General features: G+C 35.2%; 21 protein-coding genes and 1 tRNA gene. All 22 read left to right on the top strand.

Annotation, left to right across the window (positions count from 1 at the left end; genetic code table 11):
- The first annotated feature begins 221 nt into the window (after nucleotides 1-221).
- Complete coding sequence (rpsM, locus tag HBB17_RS02440) at nucleotides 222-590, top strand: 30S ribosomal protein S13 (protein WP_167955452.1); 369 nt, start codon at nucleotides 222-224, stop codon at nucleotides 588-590.
- 204 nt (nucleotides 591-794) lie between these two features.
- The gene (gene rpsK, locus HBB17_RS02435; RefSeq protein WP_167955450.1) at nucleotides 795-1,190 is read left to right on the top strand and encodes a 30S ribosomal protein S11; all 396 of its coding nucleotides are present in this window, start codon (nucleotides 795-797) and stop codon (nucleotides 1,188-1,190) included.
- Nucleotides 1,191-1,342: 152 nt separating this feature from the next.
- Nucleotides 1,343-1,936 (top strand): 30S ribosomal protein S4, encoded by a 594-nt coding sequence (gene rpsD / locus HBB17_RS02430; RefSeq protein ID WP_167955448.1) that lies wholly within the window; start codon nucleotides 1,343-1,345, stop codon nucleotides 1,934-1,936.
- 209 nt (nucleotides 1,937-2,145) lie between these two features.
- The gene (locus tag HBB17_RS02425) at nucleotides 2,146-3,105 is read left to right on the top strand and encodes a DNA-directed RNA polymerase subunit alpha (protein ID WP_167955446.1); all 960 of its coding nucleotides are present in this window, start codon (nucleotides 2,146-2,148) and stop codon (nucleotides 3,103-3,105) included.
- A 138-nt stretch (nucleotides 3,106-3,243) separates the two neighbouring features.
- Nucleotides 3,244-3,780, top strand: a complete 537-nt coding sequence (locus HBB17_RS02420) for a bL17 family ribosomal protein (RefSeq protein WP_167955444.1) — start codon at nucleotides 3,244-3,246, stop codon at nucleotides 3,778-3,780.
- Nucleotides 3,781-4,073: 293 nt separating this feature from the next.
- Nucleotides 4,074-5,279: a DUF6709 family protein gene (locus tag HBB17_RS02415; protein WP_167955442.1), complete on the top strand. Its 1,206-nt coding sequence runs from the start codon at nucleotides 4,074-4,076 to the stop codon at nucleotides 5,277-5,279.
- A 541-nt stretch (nucleotides 5,280-5,820) separates the two neighbouring features.
- Nucleotides 5,821-6,669: an energy-coupling factor transporter ATPase gene (locus HBB17_RS02410; protein WP_167955440.1), complete on the top strand. Its 849-nt coding sequence runs from the start codon at nucleotides 5,821-5,823 to the stop codon at nucleotides 6,667-6,669.
- 15 nt (nucleotides 6,670-6,684) lie between these two features.
- Complete coding sequence (locus tag HBB17_RS02405; RefSeq protein WP_167955438.1) at nucleotides 6,685-7,548, top strand: energy-coupling factor transporter ATPase; 864 nt, start codon at nucleotides 6,685-6,687, stop codon at nucleotides 7,546-7,548.
- An 8-nt stretch (nucleotides 7,549-7,556) separates the two neighbouring features.
- A complete protein-coding gene (locus HBB17_RS02400) occupies nucleotides 7,557-8,366 on the top strand; it encodes an energy-coupling factor transporter transmembrane component T family protein (RefSeq protein WP_167955437.1) in 810 nt (269 codons plus the stop codon).
- Between the two features lie 25 nt (nucleotides 8,367-8,391).
- Complete coding sequence (gene truA, locus HBB17_RS02395; protein ID WP_167955435.1) at nucleotides 8,392-9,153, top strand: tRNA pseudouridine(38-40) synthase TruA; 762 nt, start codon at nucleotides 8,392-8,394, stop codon at nucleotides 9,151-9,153.
- A 421-nt stretch (nucleotides 9,154-9,574) separates the two neighbouring features.
- Complete coding sequence (locus HBB17_RS02390) at nucleotides 9,575-11,302, top strand: methyl-accepting chemotaxis protein (RefSeq protein WP_167955433.1); 1,728 nt, start codon at nucleotides 9,575-9,577, stop codon at nucleotides 11,300-11,302.
- A 242-nt stretch (nucleotides 11,303-11,544) separates the two neighbouring features.
- Nucleotides 11,545-11,616, top strand: a tRNA-Gln gene (locus HBB17_RS02385).
- 765 nt (nucleotides 11,617-12,381) lie between these two features.
- Nucleotides 12,382-15,918 carry a pyruvate:ferredoxin (flavodoxin) oxidoreductase gene (gene nifJ, locus HBB17_RS02380; protein WP_167955431.1) on the top strand — a complete coding sequence of 1,179 codons (3,537 nt, stop codon included), beginning with the start codon at nucleotides 12,382-12,384 and terminating at the stop codon, nucleotides 15,916-15,918.
- A gap of 265 nt (nucleotides 15,919-16,183) precedes the next feature.
- Nucleotides 16,184-16,861 carry an alpha/beta fold hydrolase gene (locus HBB17_RS02375; protein ID WP_167955429.1) on the top strand — a complete coding sequence of 226 codons (678 nt, stop codon included), beginning with the start codon at nucleotides 16,184-16,186 and terminating at the stop codon, nucleotides 16,859-16,861.
- Between the two features lie 216 nt (nucleotides 16,862-17,077).
- The gene (locus HBB17_RS02370; RefSeq protein WP_167955427.1) at nucleotides 17,078-18,016 is read left to right on the top strand and encodes a hypothetical protein; all 939 of its coding nucleotides are present in this window, start codon (nucleotides 17,078-17,080) and stop codon (nucleotides 18,014-18,016) included.
- Between the two features lie 154 nt (nucleotides 18,017-18,170).
- Nucleotides 18,171-18,653, top strand: a complete 483-nt coding sequence (gene greA / locus HBB17_RS02365) for a transcription elongation factor GreA (RefSeq protein ID WP_167955425.1) — start codon at nucleotides 18,171-18,173, stop codon at nucleotides 18,651-18,653.
- Between the two features lie 31 nt (nucleotides 18,654-18,684).
- Nucleotides 18,685-20,193, top strand: coding sequence for a lysine--tRNA ligase (gene lysS / locus HBB17_RS02360; protein WP_167955423.1), 1,509 nt, complete (start codon nucleotides 18,685-18,687; stop codon nucleotides 20,191-20,193).
- Nucleotides 20,194-20,381: 188 nt separating this feature from the next.
- Nucleotides 20,382-21,398, top strand: a complete 1,017-nt coding sequence (locus HBB17_RS02355; RefSeq protein ID WP_167955421.1) for a DUF4097 family beta strand repeat-containing protein — start codon at nucleotides 20,382-20,384, stop codon at nucleotides 21,396-21,398.
- 544 nt (nucleotides 21,399-21,942) lie between these two features.
- Entirely contained in the window at nucleotides 21,943-22,878 is a 936-nt protein-coding gene (argF, locus tag HBB17_RS02350; protein WP_167955419.1) for an ornithine carbamoyltransferase, read from the top strand.
- 340 nt (nucleotides 22,879-23,218) lie between these two features.
- Nucleotides 23,219-24,622, top strand: a complete 1,404-nt coding sequence (locus tag HBB17_RS02345) for a citrate/2-methylcitrate synthase (RefSeq protein WP_167955417.1) — start codon at nucleotides 23,219-23,221, stop codon at nucleotides 24,620-24,622.
- Between the two features lie 271 nt (nucleotides 24,623-24,893).
- Nucleotides 24,894-25,175, top strand: a complete 282-nt coding sequence (locus HBB17_RS02340; RefSeq protein WP_167955415.1) for a hypothetical protein — start codon at nucleotides 24,894-24,896, stop codon at nucleotides 25,173-25,175.
- A gap of 19 nt (nucleotides 25,176-25,194) precedes the next feature.
- Nucleotides 25,195-26,175 carry a biotin--[acetyl-CoA-carboxylase] ligase gene (locus tag HBB17_RS02335; RefSeq protein ID WP_167955413.1) on the top strand — a complete coding sequence of 327 codons (981 nt, stop codon included), beginning with the start codon at nucleotides 25,195-25,197 and terminating at the stop codon, nucleotides 26,173-26,175.
- Nucleotides 26,176-26,571: the final 396 nt, after the last annotated feature.

Here is a 26,571-nt window from a genome sequence, read left to right as displayed (position 1 = left end):
TGTAATGAAACACCTGGAAAGGTTGTACATTACAAAATAGAAGATATGGAAGCATATGTTCTATTCTAAAGTAGGGGTACTGTCCCCCAAACGACAAGTAAAATAAAACGGCGTTAAGAAGTGACGTAGTATGCATTTCACCATGTAGGCAAATTTGCTATATGATATTACAAGCTGTCTTAACCGTATAATGAATGAAATTATGGAGGTGTAATACGCGCATGGCTCGTATCAGTGGTGTAGATTTACCAAGAGAAAAACGTGTTGAAATCGGTCTTACTTATATTTATGGAATTGGTAGAGTAAGTTCTAACCGTATATTAGCAGAAGCTAATGTTAATCCAGACACTCGTGTTAGAGATTTAACTGATGAAGAAGTTGCTAGAATTCGTGATGTAATCGATGCAAATCATACTGTTGAAGGTGATTTACGTAGACAAATCGCACTTAATATTAAGACATTACAAGAAATCGGATGTTACAGAGGAATCCGTCATAGAAAAGGTCTTCCTGTTCGTGGACAAAAGACTAAGACAAATGCTAGAACTAGAAAAGGTCCTAAGAGAACTGTTGCAAACAAGAAGAAATAATTATCTTAATTTATTTATTGTGTATACAAATTGTTCTTATGTATCTCATAGAATTACGGCTTCTATACAGAGAAGTCGATCACATGACGAGAAAGACTTGTTTTATACAATAACAGCATAGAACATAGGGAATAAGATCAAGTTGATATGTACAATTAGTTCAGCAAAATTAAAGAAATAAAAATCCAATAGGAGGGTTTGGAAATGGCTAAAAAAATAGCAAAAAAAGTGACTAAAAAACGTGTTAAGAAAAACGTTGACCGTGGACAAGCACATATTCAGTCATCTTTTAACAATACAATTGTTACGCTAACTGATGCAGAAGGAAATGCTCTTTCATGGGCTAGTGCAGGTGGATTAGGATTTAGAGGATCTAAAAAATCTACTCCATATGCAGCTCAAATGGCAGCTGAAACAGCAGCAAAAGCAGCAATTATCCATGGTTTAAAATCTGTAGAAGTTATGGTTAAAGGACCAGGTTCAGGAAGAGAAGCAGCTATCCGTGCACTTCAAGCTTGCGGTATCGAAGTAACAAGCATCAAAGATGTTACTCCAGTTCCACATAACGGTTGTAGACCACCAAAACGTAGAAGAGTGTAGTCGAAATTACGATTTTTTATAGAAACGCTATAACAACAAGAATCTTTACATGGAAGCAAGGAGCGAAGTTGTTGCAACATAGGTAAATAATGTATAAAGTACATGTTTACTGGTAAAGATTTAAGTTAATAGATTAGGAGGTAACTAATAGCATGGCAAGAGACATGAGTCCTGTTTTAAAAAGATGTAGATCACTTGGTCTTGATCCTATTTACCTAGGAATTGACAAGAAATCTAATAGAGCTCCAAGAGCTGGTAAGAAATTAAGCGAATATGGCTTACAATTAAAAGAAAAACAAAAAGCAAAATTTATCTACGGTGTTTTAGAAAAACCTTTCAGAAATAACTTTGCTAAAGCTAAGAAAATGAAGAACGGAACAGCTGGTGAAAACCTTATGATCCTTCTTGAACTTAGATTAGATAACGTTGTTTACCGTTTAGGATTAGGTAGAACTAGAAAAGAAGCAAGACAGATCGTTGACCACAAACACGTTTTAGTAAACGGCAAATGTGTTAACATCCCTTCTTACTCAGTAAAACCTGGTGATGTTATTGAAATTAAAGAAAAATGCAAGAGCGCACAAAGATACAAAGATATTTTAGAAACAACTGGTTCTAGATTAGTACCAGCTTGGTTAGAATCTGATCATGAAGCTTTAAAAGGTGTTGTTAAAGAAATGCCTACAAGAGATCAAATTGATGTTCCAGTTAACGAAATGCTTATCGTCGAGTTGTATTCTAAATAATATATAGTTTTCATTTGTATCATTGTAGAGGTAGAATTGATTTGGTTGCTGTCTCTACGGTATACTGCAGTTACTAATTATGTAGAGGTGTCTATATCAAATCACGGAAATGTGATTTGATATAGGTTGAGTATATATAATAGTTAAGTGGAAGTTATATGTTATGAATGATTACCCTCAATAATTCAACCCAAAAGGAGGGTCCAATAGTGTTTGATTTTGAAAAACCAAAAATAGAGATTGCAGAGATTTCTGAAGATAAAAAATATGGACGTTTTGTAGTTGAGCCACTTGAAAGAGGTTACGGAACAACATTGGGTAATTCCTTAAGAAGGATTATGCTTTCTTCTTTACCAGGAGCAGCAGTAAGTCAAGTTAAGATTGACGGTGTTGTTCATGAATTCAGTACAATTCCTGGTGTGAAAGAAGACGTTACGGAAATAATAATGAACATCAAGAGCTTAGCAATCAAGAATACTAGCGAAACGAATGAGCCAAAGACTGCATATATTGAGTTTGAAGGTGAAGGAGTTGTAACAGCTGGAGATATCCAGGCCGATCCTGACATTGAAATTTTAAATCCAGATTTAGTTATTGCAAACTTAAGCGGTGGTGCTGATAGCAAACTTTATATGGAATTAACAATTACTAAGGGTAGAGGTTATATCAGCTCTGACAAAAATAAAAACGATGATCTACCAATCGGTGTGATCCCTGTTGATTCAATCTACACTCCAGTGGAGCGTGTTAATTTAACAGTTGAGAATACTCGTGTTGGTCAGATTACGGATTATGATAAGCTAACATTAGATGTTTATACAAATGGTACCTTAGTACCTGATGAAGCAGTTAGTTTGGCTGCAAAAGTTCTTAGCGAGCATCTGAATTCTTTTATTGATCTTTCTGAAAATGCGAAAACTGCAGAAGTTATGGTAGAAAAAGAAGATAATGAAAAAGAAAAAGTTCTTGAAATGAATATTGATGAGCTAGAATTATCTGTTCGTTCATATAACTGCTTGAAGAGAGCTGGAATTAATACTGTTGAAGAATTAACAAACAGAACTTCAGAAGATATGATGAAGGTAAGAAACCTTGGCCGTAAATCCCTTGAGGAAGTACTTGCTAAGTTAAAAGAACTTGGTTTATCACTAAACTTAAGTGATGAATAAAATAACGATACTGAACTAGTATCCCACAATACATTGTTTTGTGGGCGCCATACTGCAAGAATGCAGAGTGGTGTATCATTTGCAATTAATATAGATGAATATAATAACTGCAAATAATAGTCATAAGGAGGTAAGAAAATGGCAGGCTATAGAAAACTTGGAAGAACTTCAAGTCAAAGAAAAGCTTTACTTCGTAATCAAGTAACAAATTTATTATATCATGGTAAAATCGTTACTACTGAAGCAAAAGCAAAAGAAATCCGTAAAATTGCTGAGGGCATGATCGCACTTGCTGTTAAAGAAAAGGACAACTTCGAAACTGTAACAGTTAAGGCTAAAGTTGCTCGTAAAGATAAAGATGGTAAGAGAGTGAAAGAAGTTGTTGATGGTAAAAAGGTAACAGTTTTTGATGAAGTTGAAAAAACAATCAAAAAAGACAACGCTTCTAGATTACATGCAAGAAGACAAATGTTAAAAACTCTTTACACTGTAACAGAAGTTCCAACTGAAGCAGCTGGAAAGAAAAAGAATACAAAATCTGTAGATGTAACAGATTTATTATTCAATGAAATTGCACCTAAATATGCTGATCGTAACGGTGGTTACACAAGAATCGTTAAAATTGGTCAACGTAAAGGTGACGCAGCTATGGAAGTTCTTATTGAATTAGTATAAGAATAACGTAGATCATATGTATAAAGGAATGGAGTAATCCAATCTTCTCATAGAAGAAGCAATCGAGCAGGAATTTATTTCTGTTTGGTTGCTTTTTTTGAATTTTTATATCTATTGGACTATAGAATTGCAATTGGATAACATGGTATAGTATAATTGTTTGGTGTGAGAGTCTAAAATTATTGTCATTCATGCGTAATAGTTATGTCGCATTAAGAGAGAATAATTTATTGATGTTCTTACCACGTAAAAATTAATGAGAGAATCTAATTGCAAAATGAGGGAGGAAAACAATGTTACAAAAGGTCAGAAAGAGTATTATGAAGAAAGCCATCATTAAAGTAATTGTGTGTATTGCAGTTATTGTAGGTGCACTATTATTTACGGATATGGCTGCGATCAAACTTGTGAAGGGTCCAGAAACGGTTAATATTAATAGTATTGATCTGGATCAATTTAAAGGGAAATATGTAGAAACGAAGATTGGATATATTTATGATTACTATCTTGAGGAAGAAACGTATACAAAATATAAAGATGGATCACGTTCTGCGGGAACAATAACAGCACGATATTATTTAACAGCAGTAAATGAACAGCAATACATAACTGTATTAGCAGACGGAAAAAAACTGATGGACAAATTTATGACTGTTCTAGACAAAACAACAGCAGCATTAGACAATGGAACAGAACTTGATGAAATTACATATAAAGGAACATTTACAAAATTAACAAACAGAGAATATTCTGAATTAAAGAGTTACATGACAAGCTATGGAATAACGGAAGATATGTACTCTGATTATGTATTTAAGGTAAATTATATTGGTAACTGTGAGGAAACCAATATGGAATTAAGTATTATTGTAATGGCAGTGGCACTACTATTCTTAATTGTGACTATCATACGTGCATTTAGTGGTCGTTATGTAAAAGCTATGAAGAAGTTTGCTGCACAAAATGGAATCACTTTTGATCAATTATGTATGGAGTTAGAAGCTGCAACAGAGATTAATGATGTATGGGTAAATGCAAGATATACAGCGTATGTAAAAGGAAATAAAATTCGTGTCTTGAAAAATGAAAATTACATCTGGGCTTATTATAAAGAAACAAAACAAAAGAGAAAAGGAGTTACCTACTATACACGTCAGGTAGCCTTAGTGGATCGTAATAAGAAAACAACACTTGTACTTGTTAAGACAGAAGATGATGCACGAAGAATTTTAGAAAGTTATTCGGCTACTCAAGAACAGATGGTTTTGGGATATAATGATGATTTAAACAATTTGTTCCGTAATAATTTTGACCAATTCGTTTTATTACCATATCAGAATAGAGAAACAAACGAAGAATCAGCATCAGCTTATGAGTATGAGCAACAGGAGAATCAAGACAACCAACAAAATCAGGGATTTGGATACCAGAACGATGGATTTAGTGATATGAATGGAACGCAAGAATTCCCAACACAAGAGAACAATACAGAAGAGTAGTTACTCATAAGACCACAACGTATTAAATAGTATGAATGTGCGTTGAATGAAAAAGATGATACAAATAGAATAAAAGGATGCAAACAGAATAAATTGAGGTGACAATCTTCTTTCCTATTCAAAGTAGTAGATCCATATGATTGGATTTCTATGAATAGGATTGGAGGTTGTCTTTTTATATTTCACTAATCATATACACAGAATATGAAATACATCGTATAGTAGTTTTTCTGAAACCTTGGAAGAAGGCATTGCATTTCCTAGGAGAATACCGTACAATGTAAAAAGTAAAGAAGCCCGTGACTCTTGTTGGGATAGCTGTATATGCAGCTGAATATGCAAGGATGGATAAATGTAGTCAAGTGATGATTTATAGAAAAGGAAGGCTTCAAGTTGTCAAATAATAAATGAAAAATGATGATTAAAAGTAATTGTATATAGAACAAAGTAGAATGATGAATGAAAAAGAGGGTAACTATTCAGAGACAATTTAGCAAACACTGCGTGATTCCTCTGAATAGTTACATATGAGGAATCGTTTATGGGAATTATTAAGGCAAAAAAGTTAGTACATGAATATATACGTAGAGACGAAGAGGGAAATGCAGTAGGAATCAATCGTGCTCTTGATGATCTTGATCTTGATATACAGAAAGGGGACTTTGTCGCTATTTTAGGACATAATGGCTCTGGTAAATCTACCTTAGCAAAACACCTGAATGCTATTCTTATGCCTACAGAAGGAACGTTGTGGGTGAATGGATACGATACGAAAGAGGAAGAACATATATGGGATATCAGACAATCTGCAGGTATGGTATTTCAAAATCCCGATAATCAAATTATTAGTACCATTGTAGAAGAAGATGTGGGATTCGGACCGGAGAATCTAGGTGTGCCAACGGAGGAAATCTGGAGACGAGTTGATGAAAGTTTACGTGCAGTTGGCATGTTAGAATACAGAAGTCATTCACCTAATAAGTTATCAGGTGGACAGAAACAAAGAGTAGCAATCGCTGGAATCATGGCGATGAAACCGAAGTGTATCGTATTAGATGAACCAACTGCAATGTTGGACCCCGATGGAAGAAAAGAAGTTATACGAACGATTACAGAGTTAAACAAGCAAGAAAATGTGACCATTCTATTGATTACACACTATATGGAAGAGGTTATCGGTGCGGATAAGGTAATCGTAATGGATCAAGGGAAAATAGTCATGCAAGGAACACCAAGGGAAATCTTCACACAGGTAGAGGAATTGAAGAAGTATCGTTTGGATGTTCCCCAAGTAACAGAACTAGCATATGAACTTCGAAAAAGTGGACTTGCAATCGCAGAAGGAATCTTGTCGGTGGATGAATTAGTGAACGAAATCACAAGATTGTAGACAGGAGGTGTAAGAATGTCAATTACCTTAGATCATATAAGTTATAGTTATAGTATTGGTACAGCATATGAAAAACATGCCCTAAAAGATATCAATCTAACCATTAAGGATGGTGAATTTATTGGATTGATTGGACACACAGGTTCGGGAAAATCAACATTAATACAGCATTTGAATGGGCTAATGAAAGCCACAAGTGGCTCAATCTATTATAATGGAAAAGATATATATGATGAAGATTATGATATGAAGGAATTACGAAGTAAAGTTGGACTAGTGTTTCAATATCCAGAGCATCAGTTGTTTGAGACAACGGTGATTAAGGATGTAAGTTTTGGACCAAGAAATCAAGGATTACCACAATTGGAGATTGACTTACACTCCTATGAGGCTTTAAAGCAAGTTGGAATAGGTGAAGACTTAATTGATTGTTCTCCATTTGAACTGTCTGGTGGTCAAAAAAGAAGAGTTGCAATCGCAGGAGTACTGGCGATGCGACCGGAAGTATTGATCCTTGATGAGCCAACAGCAGGATTGGATCCAGCAGGACGTGATGAAATTCTGGATCAGATTGCAAAACTTCATAAAGAGAGAAAGATTACGGTAATCCTAGTATCTCATAGTATGGAGGATGTTGCAAAATATGTTGATCGTATATTGGTAATGAACAAAGGGGAACTCGTATACAGTGATGTACCAAGAAAAGTGTTTGCAAATTATAAGGTGTTAGAAAGTATAGGACTTGCAGCGCCCCAAGTCACCTATGTGATGCATGGATTACGAGAACAGGGAATAGCAGTGGATACCAATGCAACAACCATTGACGAGGCAAAACGAGAAATCCTTAAATGGGCACATCGTGAGATTATAGAAGGGTAGGAAAGGACATGATTAGAGACATAACAATTGGGCAGTATTACCCAAAAGATTCCTTCATTCATAAATTAGATCCACGAACAAAGATTATTGGAACATTTGTATTTATTATTTCATTATTTTTGTTTCGAAATAAATTCCTACCATATGTTGTTGTCATTGGTTTTTTGGGTCTAGTAATTGGAGCTTCACAAGTACCAATCAAACATATAGTAAAGGGACTGAAATCAATTATATTCCTTATGGTATTTGCCATTGTGTTCAATGTATTCTTAACATCGGGTGAAGTGTTATGGCAGTGGGGAATATTAAAGATAACGAAAGAAGGTCTTGAAAATGCGGGGTTCATGGCACTTCGTTTGACCTTATTAATCATGGGATCATCAATCATGACATTTACGACCACACCGAATCATTTGACTGACGGATTAGAGAAGATTATGAACCCGTTAAAACGTATTAAGGTACCTGTTCATGAAATCTCCATGATGATGTCGATTGCCCTTCGTTTTATCCCGATTTTATTAGAAGAAACAGATAAGATCATGAAGGCACAGATGGCGCGTGGAGCAGATTTTGAGTCAGGCAATCTGATAAAGAAGGCAAAAAGCCTTGTACCTCTTTTGGTTCCATTATTTGTATCAGCATTTCGGAGAGCGAATGATCTGGCGATGGCAATGGAAGCAAGATGCTATCGTGGTGGAGAAGGAAGAACAAAGATGAAACCCCTGAAATATCGTAAAGAAGACTTTATTAGTTACTTGATTTTAGTTTTGTACCTGGTTTCATTAGTGGTTGTTAAGAAAGTAAGTCCGGTTTAAATGGAAGTTAGGAGTAATAGGTAGTATGAAACGGATTAAGTTAGTAATCGCATATGATGGAACAAATTACTGTGGCTGGCAGAAGCAGCCGAATGCAATTACCATAGAAGAAGTAGTAAATAAACACTTAACTAGATTATTAGGAGAAAATATCGAAGTAATTGGGTCAAGCCGAACGGATTCTGGTGTACACGCACTGGGAAATGTTGCGGTTTTTGATACGGAAACCAAAATTCCAGCAGAAAAGATTGCTCATGCATTAAATCAAAAGTTGCCAAAAGATATTGTCATTCAATCATCATGTGAAGTACCATTGGACTTCCATCCTAGATATCATAAGAGTTGTAAGACCTATGAATATCGAATATTAAATCGCGAGTACCCATTACCAACTATGCGGTTATACTCACATTTTGTATATAAGAAATTAGATATAGATAAGATGCAAGAAGCTGCTAACTATCTAATTGGCGAGCATGATTTTAAAAGTTTTTGCTCCATTAAGGCGCAAGTACAGAGTACAGTGAGAATCATCTATAGTTTGAAGATTCATAGAGAAGGGGATGAAGTGATTCTACGTGTTCGAGGCAATGGATTTCTCTATAATATGGTACGAATTATTACAGGAACCTTAATTAAAGTTGGATTAGGAATGACAGAACCAGATCACGTTGCTAACGTGTTGGCTTCTAAGGAACGAATGATTGCAGGACCTAATGCTCCTGCGAATGGTTTAACCCTTGTGAATATTGAATATGATTATGAAGGGGATCAAAATAACAAATAAGATAGAATGAAAGTCAATCTATATGAATTGATGGTTAAACGAGGGTGTAATTAATTACATTTACGGATATCATCGATCCATATAGATTTTTTTATGATCAAATTGTCACTTGCTTAAGGACTTAATCGTAATAAATTAGAAAAAAAATAAAGAAATATTTAGAAGCGTAAACAAATATTAATTGTGCAACATGCATATAAATAAGAAATATTATACCAAAATTTTAACAAAAACAATAATGAATATTATGGGTTAACAGTAATATAATGTAGAATTAACAAGAATTATTATATGATATGTCAAAAAACAATAAAAAAAGAAGAAATAATTTTATTTGAATTGTATAAATTCTCTATGCTATAATGAGAGTACTAATTGGGGAACGGAACATTGGGAGTTGTTCGATCATGGTACAAATAATATGATGAAAGAAGGAAAAGTAGAGATGAAGTTCACATTACGAAAGAAGATTACATGTATGGTCTTAGTTCCAATATTGATCATTGGTTTTTCCGCAATTGCAGCAAGTACAAACATCGTAACAAAAATGATAAATAAGGAAATAAAAAATCAATTAAATGCAGCTTCTTTACTAGGATTTAATCATTATCAAAGTGTAAATGAGGCAGACTATTATGTGGATATCCAAGGCACTCTAAAAAAGGGTGTTGTACCAATTAAGGGTGATAATTCTGTTGTGGAGATGATTAAGTCTTACACGGGTGTTGATGCAAGTTTCTTTTATGGTGATACCAGAATGGCAACCACTTTAAAGGATGAGAGTGGCAATCTTATGGTTGATACGAAGATTGATGAGGCCGTTTATGAAGAGGTATTCACAAAAGGAAATAAGTATTTTGCAAAAGACATTAATCTAGGTGGAAAACAGTATTATGGATATTACATACCAATTAATCAGCCAAGTACAGGAGAAATTGTTGGTTGTTTCTTTACAGGAAAACCTTCCGAAGAAGTAACTAGCCAAATTAATAGTATCAAGTGGCAGATTTTCATTATAACATTGCTTGTAGGAATCGTTACGATGCTATTAATAACAATTGTTATTAATTTCATCAATAAAGGTCTTAAGAAATCAGTAAAACAATTACAAGCTGTATCAAAAGGTGATCTTAGTGCAACGGATTACAAACGCTTAAAGAGAACAGATGAGATTTCAGAGATTGCGAATGCTACAACGGATTTACAACAATCTCTTCGCAATGTAATTGGACAGATTCTGAATTCGGTACATGGTTTACATGAGGCGGCGGAAAAGATCAGTAACACATCGAGTGCAACTAAAAATACAGTGGACATTGTAGAACGTGCAGTAAGTGATATTTCAAAAGGTGCAATGGCACAGGCAGAAGAAACGACACAAGCGAACGAACATGTTATGGTAATGGGAACGAATATTATGGAAACGGTTAATGATGTAAATGATTTAACAGAACGTGCATCATTGATGAAACAATCTGGTGGAGAAGCAATTGACATATTAGAAGAACTACGTGCTACGAATATGCAAACAAAAGAAGCAATTGAAATGATCTCGAATCAGACGAATACAACCAATCTATCTGCTCAAAAAATCAGAGAAGCAACAAATATCATTACCGATATTGCAGAAGAAACGAACCTCCTATCCCTTAATGCAAGTATTGAAGCTGCAAGAGCAGGAGAACAAGGACGTGGATTTGCAGTGGTAGCTGCACAGATTCAAAAACTTGCAGAACAGTCTGATCATTCTGCAAAACAGATTCAGGAAATAATTAGTATCTTATTAATGGATTCCAATAAAGCGGTGGAAACCATGAATATGGTTACAGAGATCATTAATAAACAGAGTGAAAAAGTTGAAATAAGTAAGGAAAAAGTGGATAGTGTAAATGAAGGTATCCATTCCTTTACGAATGGAATCATTGAAATCAAAGAACGTACAAGCATATTAGATAAAGAAAGAGAACAGATTGTTGACGCGGTTGAAAGCTTAACAGCTATTGCACAACAAAATGCGGCGAGTGCAGAAGAAACTTCAGCATCTACAGGTGAACTTGCAAGTACTATGGATGATGTAGCTGAAGCGGTAGAAACGCTACGGAATATATCAGAAACATTAACAAAAGAAGTGCAAGTATTTAAAATGTAAATCATAAAGCTAGATACAACGTATTGCTACTTTTCAATGCATTGTGTATGATAAAGGTAAGGTCATGTATTCTATACAGGTACAAGTATGAGATACATGACCTTTTTACTTTTACATTATAATATACGCAAATAAGTAAACTAATCCAAAAATTAAAATAATAAGTTAAAATTGAAAAAAACTATTGCAAAAAGTCATCAATACGAGTATAATCATATGTGCTGACAAGCAAGATTCATTGATGGGTCATCGCCAAATGGTAAGGCACTGGACTCTGACTCCAGCATTTCAAGGTTCGAATCCTTGTGGCCCAGTAAAAGATGGACGTTGTAATTTCGTTATGAAGTTACAACGTTTTTTTATTTAATAGGAAAGTTCTCCAACTTTACTAATAAATAAACCCTCCGTGGGATGCACACTCGCACAAGAGGTAGATGTTAGCTGAGCTGACTGTGCTCGGCGCGGAGAACAAAGTGTACTTTGAAGCTATCTATTTTATACATCTCATTTCATATACATCTCAAATCATGTTAATCTAGAGTGAAATTAGTCTTACTCAAATCAAATCCAAAAGTAGTCGAAGATATAGTAAATGAAATATACAGAAAACAATATTTATACAATGTTAAAAACAGAATAAAAAAACAAAAATTAAAAATAAACAGAATATAAATTAAAAAAATTCGACCAATAAATACCATAATATACAATATCAGACATTAAACGATATGATTATAAAAAATACTGTATAAATAAAGTAGATATATTTAAATAATAAACAATGTCTAAAATCAAATACAAGTAGTACGTTATCTTTACAAATTGTGTATTCAATGATAAAATCGTAGTGACTATATATTGTTAGAAAATAGTATTGGGCAAAGGGGATACCTATTTTGGACAAGATATAGGCAGTATTAATTACCATAAAGTATATTTAGATATTTGGGGTATACTTTTTAGATGAAAATAGATCATACCAAAGATGAACGACAAGAGCGATAGACATGTCATAAGTTGAGTTCCTGGGAGGAATCATATTATGAAAGAATTGAATCAATAAGGAGGATATTACACAGATGGCAAGAAAAATGAAAACAATGGATGGTAATACAGCAGCTGCACATGTATCGTATGCATTTACAGATGTTGCTGCTATTTATCCTATTACACCATCATCCCCAATGGCAGATTATACTGACATGTGGGCAACACAAGGAAGAAAGAATATATTCGGACATACGGTAGTGTTATCTGAGATGCAATCAGAAGCTGGTGCAGCAGGAGCTGTACATGGTTCATTAACTGCAGGAGCATTAACAACAACATACACGGCTTCGCAAGGTCTTTTATTAATGATCCCTAATATGTATAAGATGGCGGGAGAACTATTACCAGGAGTTATTAACGTATCTGCAAGAACACTTGCAAGCCATGCACTTTCGATCTTCGGTGATCATCAAGATGTATATGCCTGTCGTCAAACAGGGTATGCAATGCTTTGTTCGAACAGTGTACAAGAAACAATGGATTTAGGGGCAGTTGCACATTTAACTGCAATCAAAGGACGTGTTCCATTTGTACATTTCTTTGACGGATTCCGTACATCTCATGAGATTCAAAAAATTGAGATGTGGGATTATGAAGATTTAAAGGAAATGTGTGACATGGAGGCAGTGGATGCATTCCGTCGTCGTGCACTGAATCCAGAGCACCCTGTACTTCGTGGTACAGCACAAAATCCAGATGTGTTCTTCCAGGCTAGAGAGGCTTGTAATCAATTTTACGATGCGGTACCGGATTTAACACAGCAGTATATGGATATGGTAAATGCTAAAATTGGTACGAATTATAGATTATTCAATTATTATGGCGCACCAGATGCAACACATATTATTATAGCAATGGGTTCTGTTTGCGAGACCATAGATGAGACAATCGATTATCTAATGGCAGCAGGAGAAAAGGTTGGTGTAGTTAAGGTTCGTCTTTATCGCCCATTTAGCGCAAAACATTTGTTACAGGTTATACCAGATACAGTGAAACAAATCAGTGTATTAGATCGTACGAAGGAACCAGGTGCGCCAGGAGATCCATTATATCTGGATGTAGTTGCAGCACTAAAGGATAGTAAGTTCCACAATGTTCCCGTATATGCTGGACGATATGGTCTTAGTTCAAAAGATACAACACCAGCGCAGATTATTGCGGTATATAAGAATACAGAGAAGAAACAATTCACCATTGGTATTATAGACGATGTTACCCATTTGTCTTTGGAATTAACGGAGAATCCAAATACAACACCAGAAAGCACGATTAGTTGTAAGTTCTGGGGATTAGGTGCAGACGGTACAGTTGGTGCAAATAAAAACTCCATTAAGATTATTGGAGATCATACCGATATGTATGCACAAGCTTATTTTGATTATGATTCAAAAAAATCAGGCGGTGTGACCATATCTCACCTTCGCTTTGGTAAAGATAAAATTAAAGCAACTTATTTGGTTGAGAAAGCGAATTTTGTGGCATGTCATTGTCCTGCTTATATTAGAAAGTACAATATGGTACAGGATCTAAAAGATGGTGGTACGTTCCTACTCAATTGTAGCTGGACACCGGAAGAAGTAGAAAAACATCTTCCAGGGCAGGTAAAATCTTATATTGCGAAACATAAGATTAAGTTCTATACCATTGATGGAATTAAAATTGGTAAAGAAGTAGGACTCGGTGGAAGAATCAATACAATTTTACAAGCAGCATTCTTTAAATTAGCACAGATTATTCCAACAGAGGAAGCGGTTAAGTATATGAAAGATGCCGCTACAGCATCTTATTCCAAGAAGGGTGATGATGTGGTTAAGATGAACCATGATGCCATTGACCGTGGAATTGAGGATGTAGTAGAGTTTTCTGTACCAGATTCATGGGCAAATGCAGAAGCAGAGGAAGTATTAGTAGCAGCAGAAGGAAGAAGAGAAGATGTTGTAGATTATGTGAATAAAATTCAGAATAAGATCAATTCACAAGAAGGAAATAGTCTTCCAGTATCTGCATTTATGGACTATGTGGATGGTACTGTTCCAGTTGGTTCAGCAGCATTTGAAAAACGTGGAATTGCAGTTGATGTTCCGATGTGGATTGAAGAAAATTGTATCCAATGTAATTTCTGTTCTTATGTATGTCCACATGCAGTTATTCGTCCTGTTGTTATGAACGAGGAACAGGCAGCGAATGCTCCAGAAGGAGCTTCTATGAAAGATATGACAGGGGTACCAGGTCATAAGTTTGCCATCAGTGTTTCTGTTCTAGATTGTACAGGTTGTGGAGCATGTATCCAAGTTTGTCCAGGAAAGAAAGGCGAGAAAGCATTAGCCTACCAGCCAATTGAGAAAATGCTGGATCAACAAAAGATGTTTGACTATGGAGTTGAATTAGAAGTACCGGAAGTTGTGAAAGAGAAATTCAAGGAAAACACAGTGAAAGGTAGTCAGTTTAGACAACCATTATTAGAATTCTCAGGAGCTTGTGCTGGATGTGGAGAAACACCATATGCCAAATTAGTGACGCAACTTTTTGGAGAACGTATGTATATTGCTAATGCAACAGGTTGTTCTTCCATCTGGGGTGGTTCTTCACCATCAACACCTTACACGGTTACAAGTGAAGGAAAAGGACCAGCATGGGCAAATTCATTATTTGAGGATAATGCGGAATTTGGTTTTGGTATGAGTCTTGCGCAGGAAGCATTAAGAGGAAGATTAATCTCTTCGGTGGAAGCATTGTCTAAGGTAGTAAAAGAAGACGAAATCAAGGCTGCATGTGAACGATATCTAGAAACAAAAGAAAATGGAAGTGCCAATTCCATTGCTTCAAAAGAGTTAATCCAACTTCTTGAAACAAATGCATGTAAGGAAGAGGAAGCACAAGTAATTCTACGGGATAAGGATTTCTTATCTAAAAAGTCACAATGGATCTTTGGTGGAGATGGTTGGGCATATGATATTGGCTTTGGTGGATTAGACCATGTAATTGCCAGCGGTCAAAATGTGAATATCCTTGTATTTGATACCGAGGTATATTCCAATACAGGTGGACAATCATCAAAAGCAACACCAACAGGAGCAATTGCTCAATTTGCTGCAGCAGGTAAAGAAGTGCGTAAGAAAGATCTTGCAGCAATTGCCATGAGCTATGGATATGTCTATGTAGCACAGATTGCCCAAGGAGCAGATTTTAACCAATGCTTGAAAGCGTTTGTAGAAGCAGAAAGCTATGATGGACCATCTGTGATTATTGCATATTCTCCATGTATTAATCATGGAATTAAAGGTGGACTTATGGTAGCACAAGCGGAAGAAAAACGCGCCGTACAAGCAGGTTATTGGCATCTATTCCGTTTTGATCCACGTCTTGCTTTAGAAGACAAGAATCCGTTCCAACTTGATTCAAAGGAACCAACGGCTGATTTTAAAGAGTTTATTAACGGGGAAGTTCGTTATAACCGTTTATATCGAACAAATCCAGAACGTGCGGAATGGTTATTCGATAAAGCAGAAAAAAATGCGAAAGAAAAATATAAACAGTTAGCACAAAAAGCTGGTCGTTTAGAATAAGAGAAAGAAACAACCTTTGTTAAAAGAACAAATCTTTTAATAAAAGGTTGTTTCTTTTTGTTTAGAACGATTAAATCAATGATCAGGTTAAAACCTAGGCTATAGCATTTATTTGGTTTTTGAATAGTAAGATACGATGTGACAAATATACAGTAGACATTAATCATATATGTTTGTTAATATATAGACAAAATGCAAAATATAAGTATAATAAAATTATATAGAATACAGAAACATGAGATAAGATACTTTTGGAAAGGATAGGGTGATCGATGTGAAAGGATTGGTTCTGTATGGAGCAAACTGTACGGTGGAGGTATGGGAAAAATTAAAAACCCATTTAGAAGGAGAGGAACTTACATATGTGGCATATCCTCACGAAGTAACAGAACATGCCAATGGGGTAGAAGAAATTACGAAATGGGTCTTTGATACTTATGGAAAACAGCAATATGATTATATTATAGGACATAGTATGGGGGGGATAATTGGTTTAGAACTACTATCTCTCTATGATATGGAGTGCAAGAAGGTAATCTTAATCGAATCCAATCTACGTCCGGCAGAACTATTTTATCGAAATTTGTTGACGGATACACATATGGAACAGTATGGAGAAGAAGTGGTAGCGATGATCAGAGGAGAGGCACCATTCTATAGCTCGCAATTAAAGGAAGCTTTGCAAGAGGAATTTGACTATACAGAACATGTAAAGAAGTTGAATGTACATAAGAAGGATACACGCATTTTCGGTATATACGGTGATCGTGGAGTCCGAAAATATGAGAGACGATTACAGGACCTATGTCTCGATAGAGAGACAGAAAGAAAAATTACATTTTCTTTTATAAAGGATGCTTGTCACATGCCAATGCTTGAAAATCCCGTTGAATTAGCAATGTGTATACGGGAAATTATATATGAGAACGGAAGGAGACATTAAATGAATTTCCGTATGTAAGCTTATTCTATAAAGAGACCCAAGAGTTATGGAATCAACACCCAAAATTAGATTACAAAGTGACAATTGTCATATGGTTCTATGACTTCGTGCACTGTTTAATTTTTTCAGTTTGGATATAATAGAATAGAACCGGTTAATGGGGTATAAGTTACTGAGAGTAGAAATATACTTTTACAAAAAGAATAAAGGAAGCTTATGCCAAAGGATTATGTATTTTTTGCATTAAGTGAATGGAATGAGAATTTTATTGAAGAAGAGGAGATGGTTGTAAAACCGTATACCAAATTACTAAAACGAATTTCTATAAAATGGTATTATCAAAACTTAATAAAGCATCTGCCTATGAAGCTTGGAAAACTTATCTTCTTAGAAGAACATATTCCATGTGTCATGTTACCCTTTACCAAGGAAGAAAAAGCAAAACTAAATGAAGAGTACATAGAGAGATATATAGAAAAAGTTATGCAGCGGTTGGAGACAAAACGGGCGTATTGCATTGGAGAGTTGCAAGAACGGAATAAGGAAAAGATCGAGAGGGAGCGAACTTTACTTAAGTACCTGTATTTGTCACAGATTATAAAAGAAAATAAAAAACGGCTGGTTATACAAGATAAAGATGTGAAACTAGTTATCATCGATTCTGGTGATAAAAGAGTTGAGCATGTACTAGAGCGGTTTAGCGAGAATTTAAATTCTTTAACAATTATTACGGATCGGGAAGAATATTTTGCTTCATTTAGAGAAATGATATATGATACCACAGGATTAGTTGTAGAAGTTGAAGGCCTACAAGTAAGAAACCACATCGAGGGGAATATTATTATAGATTTATGCAGTGAAAGTTATAAGCTGTATAATTTCTTTCCTCATGGAGCCTGTGTGATTGATGTAAATAGTTCATCGAAGAAACGGCAGTATCTTCAGGGAAGAAGAAAAGATTTGAGAATTATTTATGATGTGGAGTTGTTGTATCAGGGGAATATCATTATGAGGGATTTGATGGTAAATTATCTTCGGGCAAAAAGTTTGCATGTTGAGGTATTGTATGCAGATTATGATCGACTAGTGAATCTAGAGGATATATATCAATTTTTGCAGGCAAGTAAAATTGCGTTCAAGGAACTTATAATCTAGTTTAGAACCCTTGGAAAAGTAGCTGAATTACTGATATTCTTGACATTGAGCGGTTCATACGTTATAATACAAGGAATGTACAATGAGAAAGTGTCAGTTACGATATATGTAATAGAATAATTTCAGAATGACTATTTTGGAGGTTGGGTTTAACATGGCAGATAAGAAAAATATTTTAACCTATGAAGGTTTGAAGTTACTTGAGGATGAACTACAAGAATTAAAAGTTAATAAAAGACGTGAAGTAGCTCAAAAAATCAAAGAAGCCAGAGAACAAGGTGACTTATCAGAAAATGCGGAATATGATGCAGCAAAAGATGAGCAAAGAGATATCGAAGCGAGAATCGAAGAAATCGATAAAATCTTAAAAAATGCTGAAGTTGTTGTTGAAGATGAAGTAGACTTGAATAAGATTAATATCGGATGTCGTGTAAGAATCATGGATATGGAATATGACGACATTTTAGATTATAAATTAGTAGGTTCGACAGAAGCAAATAGCTTAAAAGGTAAGATTTCCAATGAATCACCAGTAGGAAAAGCTTTAATCGGTAAAAAAATTGGTGATGTAATTGAAGTTGAGACACAAGCAGGTGTAATAAGATACAAGATACTAGAAATTCAAAGATCTAACTAGGCCAGTTAGGTTACATAAAGGAGTGAGTAATTTGGCTGAAGAAAAGAAAGTAGTAGAGCAGGACATTAATGAAATTCTTAAGGTGAGAAGAGCAAAATTAGCTGACCTTCAAGAAAGAGGAAAAGACCCTTTTCAAATAATGAAATATGATGTAACACATCATAGTATGGAAGTGAAAGATCATTTTGAGGAATTAGAAGGAAAAGAAGTGCGCGTAGCAGGACGTATCATGTCAAAACGTGTTATGGGAAAAGCTTCTTTCTGTAATATAGCAGATGTACAGGGCAATATTCAATCGTATGTAGCAAGAGATAGCATCGGAGAAGAAGAATATAAAGAATTCAAAAAGTATGATATTGGTGACATTGTTGGATTAGCTGGTACGGTATTCAAAACAAAAACAGGTGAGATATCAATTCATGCAACAGAAGTAATCTTATTATCAAAGAGCTTACAAGTATTACCTGAGAAGTTCCATGGATTAAAAGATACCGATGTACGTTATCGTCAAAGATATATTGACTTAATTGTGAATCCAGAAGTAAAAGATACATTCATCAAACGTTCTTTAATCCTTCGTGAGATTCGTAATTACTTAGATAATAAGAGTTTCATCGAAGTAGAAACACCTGTACTTGTACCAATCGCAGGTGGTGCTTCTGCAAGACCATTTACAACACATCACAATTCCTTAGACCAAGATATGAATCTTAGAATTTCTCTAGAATTATATCTGAAGAGATTAATCGTTGGTGGTTTGGAACGTGTGTATGAAGTAGGACGAGTATTCCGTAATGAAGGATTATCTGTAAGACATAATCCGGAATTTACTTTATTGGAGTTATACCAAGCATATACGGATTACTATGGAATGATGGATCTTGTTGAGGATCTCTATCGTACCGTTGCTATGAAAGTTCTTGGAACAACACAGATTTCTTACGAAGGTGTTCCAATTGACTTATCAAAACCATTCGAACGATTAACAATGGTTGATGCTGTTAAGAAGTATGCCGGTGTTGATTTTAATGAAATTGAATCCGATGAGCAAGCAAAAGCAATTGCAAAAGAACACCATGTAGAGTTCGAAGAGAGACATAAGAAAGGTGATATCTTAAATTTATTCTTCGAAGAGTTCGTTGAAGAAAAATTAGTTCAACCAACCTTTGTTATGGATCACCCAGTTGAGATTTCTCCTCTTGCAAAGAGAAAACCATCGAATCCAAATTATACAGAACGTTTTGAATTATTCATTACGAAGAGAGAAATGGCAAATGCATTCTCTGAATTAAATGATCCAATTGACCAACGTGGACGTTTTGAAGCACAAGAAGCAAATCGTATTGCTGGTGATGATGAAGCGGATCATTTAGATGAAGATTTCTTATGCGCATTGGAATATGGTATGCCACCAACAGGCGGTATTGGAATTGGTATTGACCGTTTTGTTATGTTACTAACGGATTCTGCAGCAATTCGTGATGTTTTATTATTCCCAACAATGAAGAATAAGAATAATGACACAAAAAGTAACGAATAAATTGAAATGATCAGAAATGTCCAATCAGTTTATATAGATGTCTATTGAAAGATAACGAAAGAATAATTCGTATTATCAAGAAATGGATAACGAATGAAAAGGGAGTTGTCACATGGAAGGTACGAGAGTCACGGAACACAGATAATGTGAGAGTGATGCCGAAATCTTTGTGTGGAACTCCCTTTTATATGATGGAAAGGCAGTGCAAACCATTGCTCGAAAAGAAAGGTGGAGTAGATATGGAGAATACATATAGAGGACCAAATAAAGCACTTATTATCATTGTCGTGATCATTGGAATCCTAATTCTAGGTTCAGAAACGGGATCAGGAAAAAAAGTAGACGATTCTTTTCAACCAAGTGGTGATATCCATAATATCGTTGTGGATAATGGAGATGCAGATATTAAGATTGTTGAAGGGGATTCATTCTTTGTAAAAGGAGAAGATTTACCAGAAGATGATTATTCTTTTACACAAGAAGGTGATACATTAAAAATAACCGTGGATTCGAATGAAAGCCATTTCCCATTTATCCATATTGGTTTTTTTGAATCATCAGCAAAAGTAACGATCACAATTCCTAGTAATACAGAGTTTGATACGATTAAGGTCGTGAATGGAAGTGGTAATCTAACAACGAATAGCAGCCTTGTAATGACAAAAGGTGATTTTGAAATTGGCTCAGGTGACGTTGAGATCTATTCTATAAAAGCGGATACCCTATATTGCAATGTAGGCTCAGGTAATATTGAAGTAACAGAATTGAATGCACTAGATATAAAAGGTTCTGTGGGATCTGGTGATCTTGCACTTGGTTATGTGGAATGTAAAACAATGAGCATGGATATCGGTTCTGGTGATATGACTTGTAAGAGCATAGAGGCTGATGACTGTATGGTAGAGATGGGTTCTGGTGATATGGAATGTGATAATATAGCCATTGTGAACATGGATGCAGAATTGGGTTCTGGAAACTTAGAGTTAAAGGGACAATTAACTGGAAGCAGTAGTTTAGAATGTGGAAGTGGCGATATTGAGTTAGATTTGGCTGGAAATATCGATGAGTATTCGTTTGTTCTCGATGGAGATGATATTCGGATTAATGGAGAAACTTATAGTGAACATTACAAGAGTGATGTGATGACGGATAAGAAATTAACGCTAAAAGCTGGTTCAGGAGAGATTGAGGTTTCTATTCGATAGAGAAAAGCACAACGGTTTGATTCATAAGAATATAAGTTGAAATTGTAAAGGAAAAGATCATGTTTTGGAAATTATGAAGCATGATCTTTTTCTATTATAGTTTCATTGTAGTGTTTTGTAGCATAAGGATTATTGAAAACATAAAAGAAAAAGAAGATTTCAAGAAAAATACCAAAGAAGAAAGGAAAAAGCATAGGTAGAAAAGTATAGGTAAAAAGCATAGACAAAAACATAGATAATTAAAAGTAGATAGGACGAAAGAAAACATAGATCAGTAGAACAAAAGCATAGATAAAAAGTATAATAATGAGTAAGATAGAAAAGATATTGAATAAAGAATAAAAGCAGTTGACAGATGTGTGAAATAGGTATACTATAAAAATATACATAAATATACAATAGTCATGTATAATGATCAGAAAATAATGTATACAATGCAAATATAGTCTAAAGAATAATGCTTTGTAGGTAAAACAAGGTAATGTTTAAGTAAATGAAACCAGTATATAAAACGAGTAAATGTATAATTATAAGGAGTGATTGTATGAATTTAAAAGGTCGTAGTTTTCTAACATTAAAAGATTTTACACCAGAAGAGATTACATATTTTATTGATCTAGCAGCAGATTTGAAAGCAAAGAAGAAAAAGGGCATTACAGGAACAAGTTTAAAAGGAAAGAACATTGCATTAATCTTTGAAAAACCTTCTACAAGAACAAGATGTTCGTTTACTATCGGTTGTATTGATGAAGGTGGACATCCAGAATATTTGGGTAAAGATGATATACAATTAGGTCATAAAGAAAGCGTGGAAGATACAGCACGTGTTCTTGGAAGAATGTTTGATGGTATTGAATTCCGTGGCTTCAAACAGGATACAGTTGAGAAATTAGCGAAATACAGTGGCGTGCCAGTATGGAATGGATTGACAGATGAATATCATCCAACACAGATTCTTGCAGATTTCCTTACCTTAAAAGAACAGTTTGGAAAATTAAAAGGATTAAATCTTGTTTTTGTTGGTGATGGAAGAAATAATATGGCAAATAGTTTAATGATTGGGTCATCTAAATTAGGAATTAATTTTACAATTCTGGCACCAGAGCAACTATGGCCAACAAGCGAATTGGTGGATACTTGTAAGGTGTATGCCAAGGAAGCGGGGTCTACGATCACAATTACAGATGATTTGAATGCAGTAGAAGGTGCGGATGCAATCTATACAGATGTATGGTGTTCCATGGGAGAAGAGGATAAGGCAGCAGAGCGTATTGCCATGTTATCTCCATATCAGGTAAATCATCAATTATTTGCGAAAACAAAGAAAGATTCTACAATCTTTTTACACTGCTTACCAGCGGTAAAAGGTAAAGAAGTAACAGAAGAATTATTTGAACAGTTTGCAGAGGTTGTATTTGATGAAGCCGAAAACCGTATGCATACCATTAAAGCAGTTATGGTAGCAACACTTGGTGAATAGACTACAATCGTAAACTTCGCACTTGAATGTTTAGAACGAGTAGGCGATTGCTACTCTGCGTGAAGTTTTGGATGAGCGAAGTTGTGTTACAATAAATAAACTCCCGATTATAATGTCGAATGAGGTGTTCTTCAAAAAGAGCTATAGGATAGTAGATTTTTGGAGGCATTCAAAACGAATGGATCGGGAGTTTTTTTATTAATATTTCATAAAGTAACGTACAAACGTATTAAAGTATGTTATACTAGTATAAATGAGCTTATATAACTGACTTCACATTTAAAATTCGTGAGAAACATGTTGTTATAGGAATATCACCCATTTTGAAAGGAGAAGCACTATGAAAGAATTTGAGTATGCTGATATTACAAAGGAGGTAAAAGAATTAGCAATTCTTTGTAAGAAAAACAGCAGGATCGACCCAGAATTATACGGAAAATACGAAGTGAAACGAGGATTACGTGACATTAGTGGTAAGGGAGTACTGACAGGATTGACGGAAATTTCGGAAATCGTTTCATATTCCATTGTGGATAGTGATCTAGTCCCTTGCGAAGGAAAGCTCTATTATCAGGGTGTGAATGTAAAAGATCTGGTAAATGGATTTATTGAAGAAAAGAGATTTGGTTTTGAAGAGACGGTATATTTACTCTTGTTTGGAGAGCTACCTGATAAAGAACAGTTAAGTAACTTAACGGGCTTACTTGCAAAATATCGAGAAGAATTACCAACAAGTTTTGTTCGGGATATTATTATGAAAGCACCAAGCCGAGATATGATGAATACATTAGCAAGAAGTGTTTTAACCTTATATTCTTATGATGAGTTGGCGGATGATACTTCTGTCGAGAATGTGTTACGCCAGTGTTTACAGCTGATTGCACTATTCCCATTACTTTCTGTATATGGATATCAGGCGTTTAGTCATTATCATGATGGAAATAGCTTATTTATACATTCACCAAAACCGGAATTATCTACAGCAGAGAATATTCTACATATATTAAGACCTGATAGCAAGTTTTCTCATTTAGAAGCAACAATCTTAGATCTTGCCCTTGTACTTCATGCAGAGCATGGCGGTGGTAACAATTCAACATTTACAACACATGTAGTAACGTCATCAGGTACGGATACGTATTCTGCAATTGCAGCATCTTTGGGATCATTAAAGGGGCCAAGACATGGGGGTGCGAATATTAAGGTCGTTAAGATGTTTGAGGATATGAAGGAAAAGGTAAAAGACTGGGAAAGCGAAGAAGAAGTTGGACAGTATCTGTCAGACCTGTTGAATAAGAAAGCGTTTGACCATGCTGGGCTGATCTATGGTATGGGTCATGCAGTTTATTCTATATCTGATCCAAGAGCAGATATACTAAAGGGATTTGTTAAAAATCTTTCAGAAGAAAAAGGACTTCAGAAAGAATATGCTTTATATAGTATGGTAGAGAGGTTAGCACCAGAAATCATAGCAAGGGAAAGACGAATCTACAAAGGTGTTAGTGCCAACGTGGATTTCTATAGTGGTTTCGTATATCGTATGTTAGACCTGCCAATGGAACTTTATACACCAATTTTTGCAATTGCTCGTATAGCAGGTTGGTCGGCACATCGTTTAGAAGAGATTATCAATGATGGGAAGATTATTCGTCCTGGTTACAAGAGTGTTGCAAAACATAAAGAATACAAAACAATGGAAGAACGGACTGTGCAGGAGGAGAACGCGGACATTCGGTTAGCGTAGATCGTATTGGGACATCGTCCTAAATTATGTATAGTTATGAATCATAAAATGAATAATGACTTATGACATAGGAATCATTAAACCAATGGCATAAGTAAAGTATAGAAAGCTGTTGTACAATTCCTTTCCGACATAGGAAAGTTAATAGTGCAGCAGCTTTCAAAATGTGTTATCATGGAAAAATAGGGTTATCTTATCGATTATGATAGGAAAATCAGATTTATTAATTGTGATCATTTGGTTATAGAAAAGGAAGAAAGGAAATAATTATATGAAATGGAAAGAATTTATTCGAGCTAATAAATTGCTACCTGATATTATTAATGTTGTATTAGGGCTTGTAGTCATCGTACTTTTTGTACTTGTAATCGTAATACCAGATAATTATGGTTTAATGGCAGCGCTTATGATCGTTTCAGGTCTGATGAGCATGTCTAATAGTCTGAGAAAGTCCAAAGTTGAAGGACAAAAAAGAATGTGTGTATTTTACGGAATTGTAGGATTTATCATCTTTGCATTTGGCTTATACTACTTTCGGTTAGCATTGGCGTAGGGAAGGGGTAAGCTGACAAATGAAGACGGAAATCTTAACGATTTTAAGTAAACAGGACGGTTATGTGTCAGGACAGGATCTTTGTGAGCAACTTGGCGTATCCAGAACGGCTATATGGAAAGTTATGAAGCGACTAAAAGAAGAAGGATACGAGATTGATTCCATATCAAACAAAGGGTATCGATTGCTTCATGAACCGGATTGTGTGACGAAAGAAGCCATTCTTAGCAGACTACAAACCAATTATATGGGGAAGAATGTATTTTCCTATGAGGAAGTGACATCAACCAATACAATTGCAAAACAATTAGCAGAAGAAGGACAACCAGAGGGAAGTTTGGTTGTAGCAGAAAAACAAACCCAAGGAAAAGGCCGCAGAGGACGAAGTTGGGTAGCTAAGAAGGGGTCAGGCGTGTTTATGACCATTGTTTTGAAACCGCAAATAGCACCAACCAATGCGGCTATGATAACTATTGTAACTGCTTTAGCACTAAACGATGCCATAAAAGAATTAACGGAACTGGATTCTAAGATCAAGTGGCCCAATGATATTGTATTAGGGAAAAAGAAGGTAGCAGGAATTCTTACAGAATTAAGTGCTGAAGTGGATTATATTAATTATGTGGTTGTGGGAATCGGTGTGAATGTGAATACAGAAGAATTTCCAGAAGAATTAGCAGATAAAGCAACCTCGATTTTTTTAGAAGCAGGAAAGAACGTGAATCGAGCCAAATTGATTGCACGTACGATGTTTTATTTAGAAACATATTACGAACAATTTTTGAAAACACAAGATTTAAGCTTATTGCAAGAAGCGTATACCAAAGTATTGATTAATATGGATCAGGAAGTACAGATTTTAGGAAGTGAAGATTCCTTTACGGGAGTTGCAAGAGGCATTACAAAGGCAGGGCATCTATTAGTGGAAAAACCGAATAAGGAGATCGTAGAAGTTTACGCGGGAGAAGTATCGGTACGAGGACTCTATTCGTATACGTAAAAATCGAATAGAGACTTACAAAGACGTATTCAAGGCCCTATTGGGATTGGTCATTTACGTATAGATCGAACCAGAGTATTGACCCTTGTCATAATGTCTGGTAAATAGGCAGTACAATTGTCACATGACAATTGTCACGACTTTGTTTTCTTGCTTTCAAGCCATTGCACAAATAAAAATTATGAAGTATAGTATTGATAGAACGTAGGGTGCACACTTACAGAAGCTATGGAATAGTAGTTATATAAATATAAAATGTGAATGAGCAAGGATAGTGTCAAATGATTTATGAAAAAAATGAGCAAAGAAAAAAGGCTCAGATGAACCTTGAAAATTGCAGATATTATAGGTTGTGGTAGCTTGCCGCCACCCTTGACAGCACGAAAAAGAACTGCT

This window comes from Anaerosporobacter faecicola, assembly GCF_012070565.1.
In the GTDB taxonomy this organism is placed as follows: Bacteria; Bacillota; Clostridia; order Lachnospirales; family Lachnospiraceae; genus Anaerosporobacter; species Anaerosporobacter faecicola.
This window is presented reverse-complemented; position numbering and strand designations above follow the sequence as displayed.

Excerpts from the sequence above, each read along its gene's own strand:
- rpsM (WP_167955452.1), top strand. The coding sequence starts at position 222 with ATGGCTCGTATCAGTGGTGTAGATTTACCAAGAGAAAAACGTGTTGAA.
- rpsK (WP_167955450.1), top strand. The coding sequence starts at position 795 with ATGGCTAAAAAAATAGCAAAAAAAGTGACTAAAAAACGTGTTAAGAAA.
- rpsD (WP_167955448.1), top strand. The coding sequence starts at position 1,343 with ATGGCAAGAGACATGAGTCCTGTTTTAAAAAGATGTAGATCACTTGGT.
- HBB17_RS02420 (WP_167955444.1), top strand. The coding sequence starts at position 3,244 with ATGGCAGGCTATAGAAAACTTGGAAGAACTTCAAGTCAAAGAAAAGCT.
- HBB17_RS02415 (WP_167955442.1), top strand. The coding sequence starts at position 4,074 with ATGTTACAAAAGGTCAGAAAGAGTATTATGAAGAAAGCCATCATTAAA.
- HBB17_RS02410 (WP_167955440.1), top strand. The coding sequence starts at position 5,821 with ATGGGAATTATTAAGGCAAAAAAGTTAGTACATGAATATATACGTAGA.
- HBB17_RS02405 (WP_167955438.1), top strand. The coding sequence starts at position 6,685 with ATGTCAATTACCTTAGATCATATAAGTTATAGTTATAGTATTGGTACA.
- HBB17_RS02400 (WP_167955437.1), top strand. The coding sequence starts at position 7,557 with ATGATTAGAGACATAACAATTGGGCAGTATTACCCAAAAGATTCCTTC.
- truA (WP_167955435.1), top strand. The coding sequence starts at position 8,392 with ATGAAACGGATTAAGTTAGTAATCGCATATGATGGAACAAATTACTGT.
- HBB17_RS02390 (WP_167955433.1), top strand. The coding sequence starts at position 9,575 with ATGATGAAAGAAGGAAAAGTAGAGATGAAGTTCACATTACGAAAGAAG.
- nifJ (WP_167955431.1), top strand. The coding sequence starts at position 12,382 with ATGGCAAGAAAAATGAAAACAATGGATGGTAATACAGCAGCTGCACAT.
- HBB17_RS02370 (WP_167955427.1), top strand. The coding sequence starts at position 17,078 with ATGCCAAAGGATTATGTATTTTTTGCATTAAGTGAATGGAATGAGAAT.
- greA (WP_167955425.1), top strand. The coding sequence starts at position 18,171 with ATGGCAGATAAGAAAAATATTTTAACCTATGAAGGTTTGAAGTTACTT.
- HBB17_RS02355 (WP_167955421.1), top strand. The coding sequence starts at position 20,382 with ATGATGGAAAGGCAGTGCAAACCATTGCTCGAAAAGAAAGGTGGAGTA.
- argF (WP_167955419.1), top strand. The coding sequence starts at position 21,943 with ATGAATTTAAAAGGTCGTAGTTTTCTAACATTAAAAGATTTTACACCA.
- HBB17_RS02345 (WP_167955417.1), top strand. The coding sequence starts at position 23,219 with ATGAAAGAATTTGAGTATGCTGATATTACAAAGGAGGTAAAAGAATTA.
- HBB17_RS02340 (WP_167955415.1), top strand. The coding sequence starts at position 24,894 with ATGAAATGGAAAGAATTTATTCGAGCTAATAAATTGCTACCTGATATT.
- HBB17_RS02335 (WP_167955413.1), top strand. The coding sequence starts at position 25,195 with ATGAAGACGGAAATCTTAACGATTTTAAGTAAACAGGACGGTTATGTG.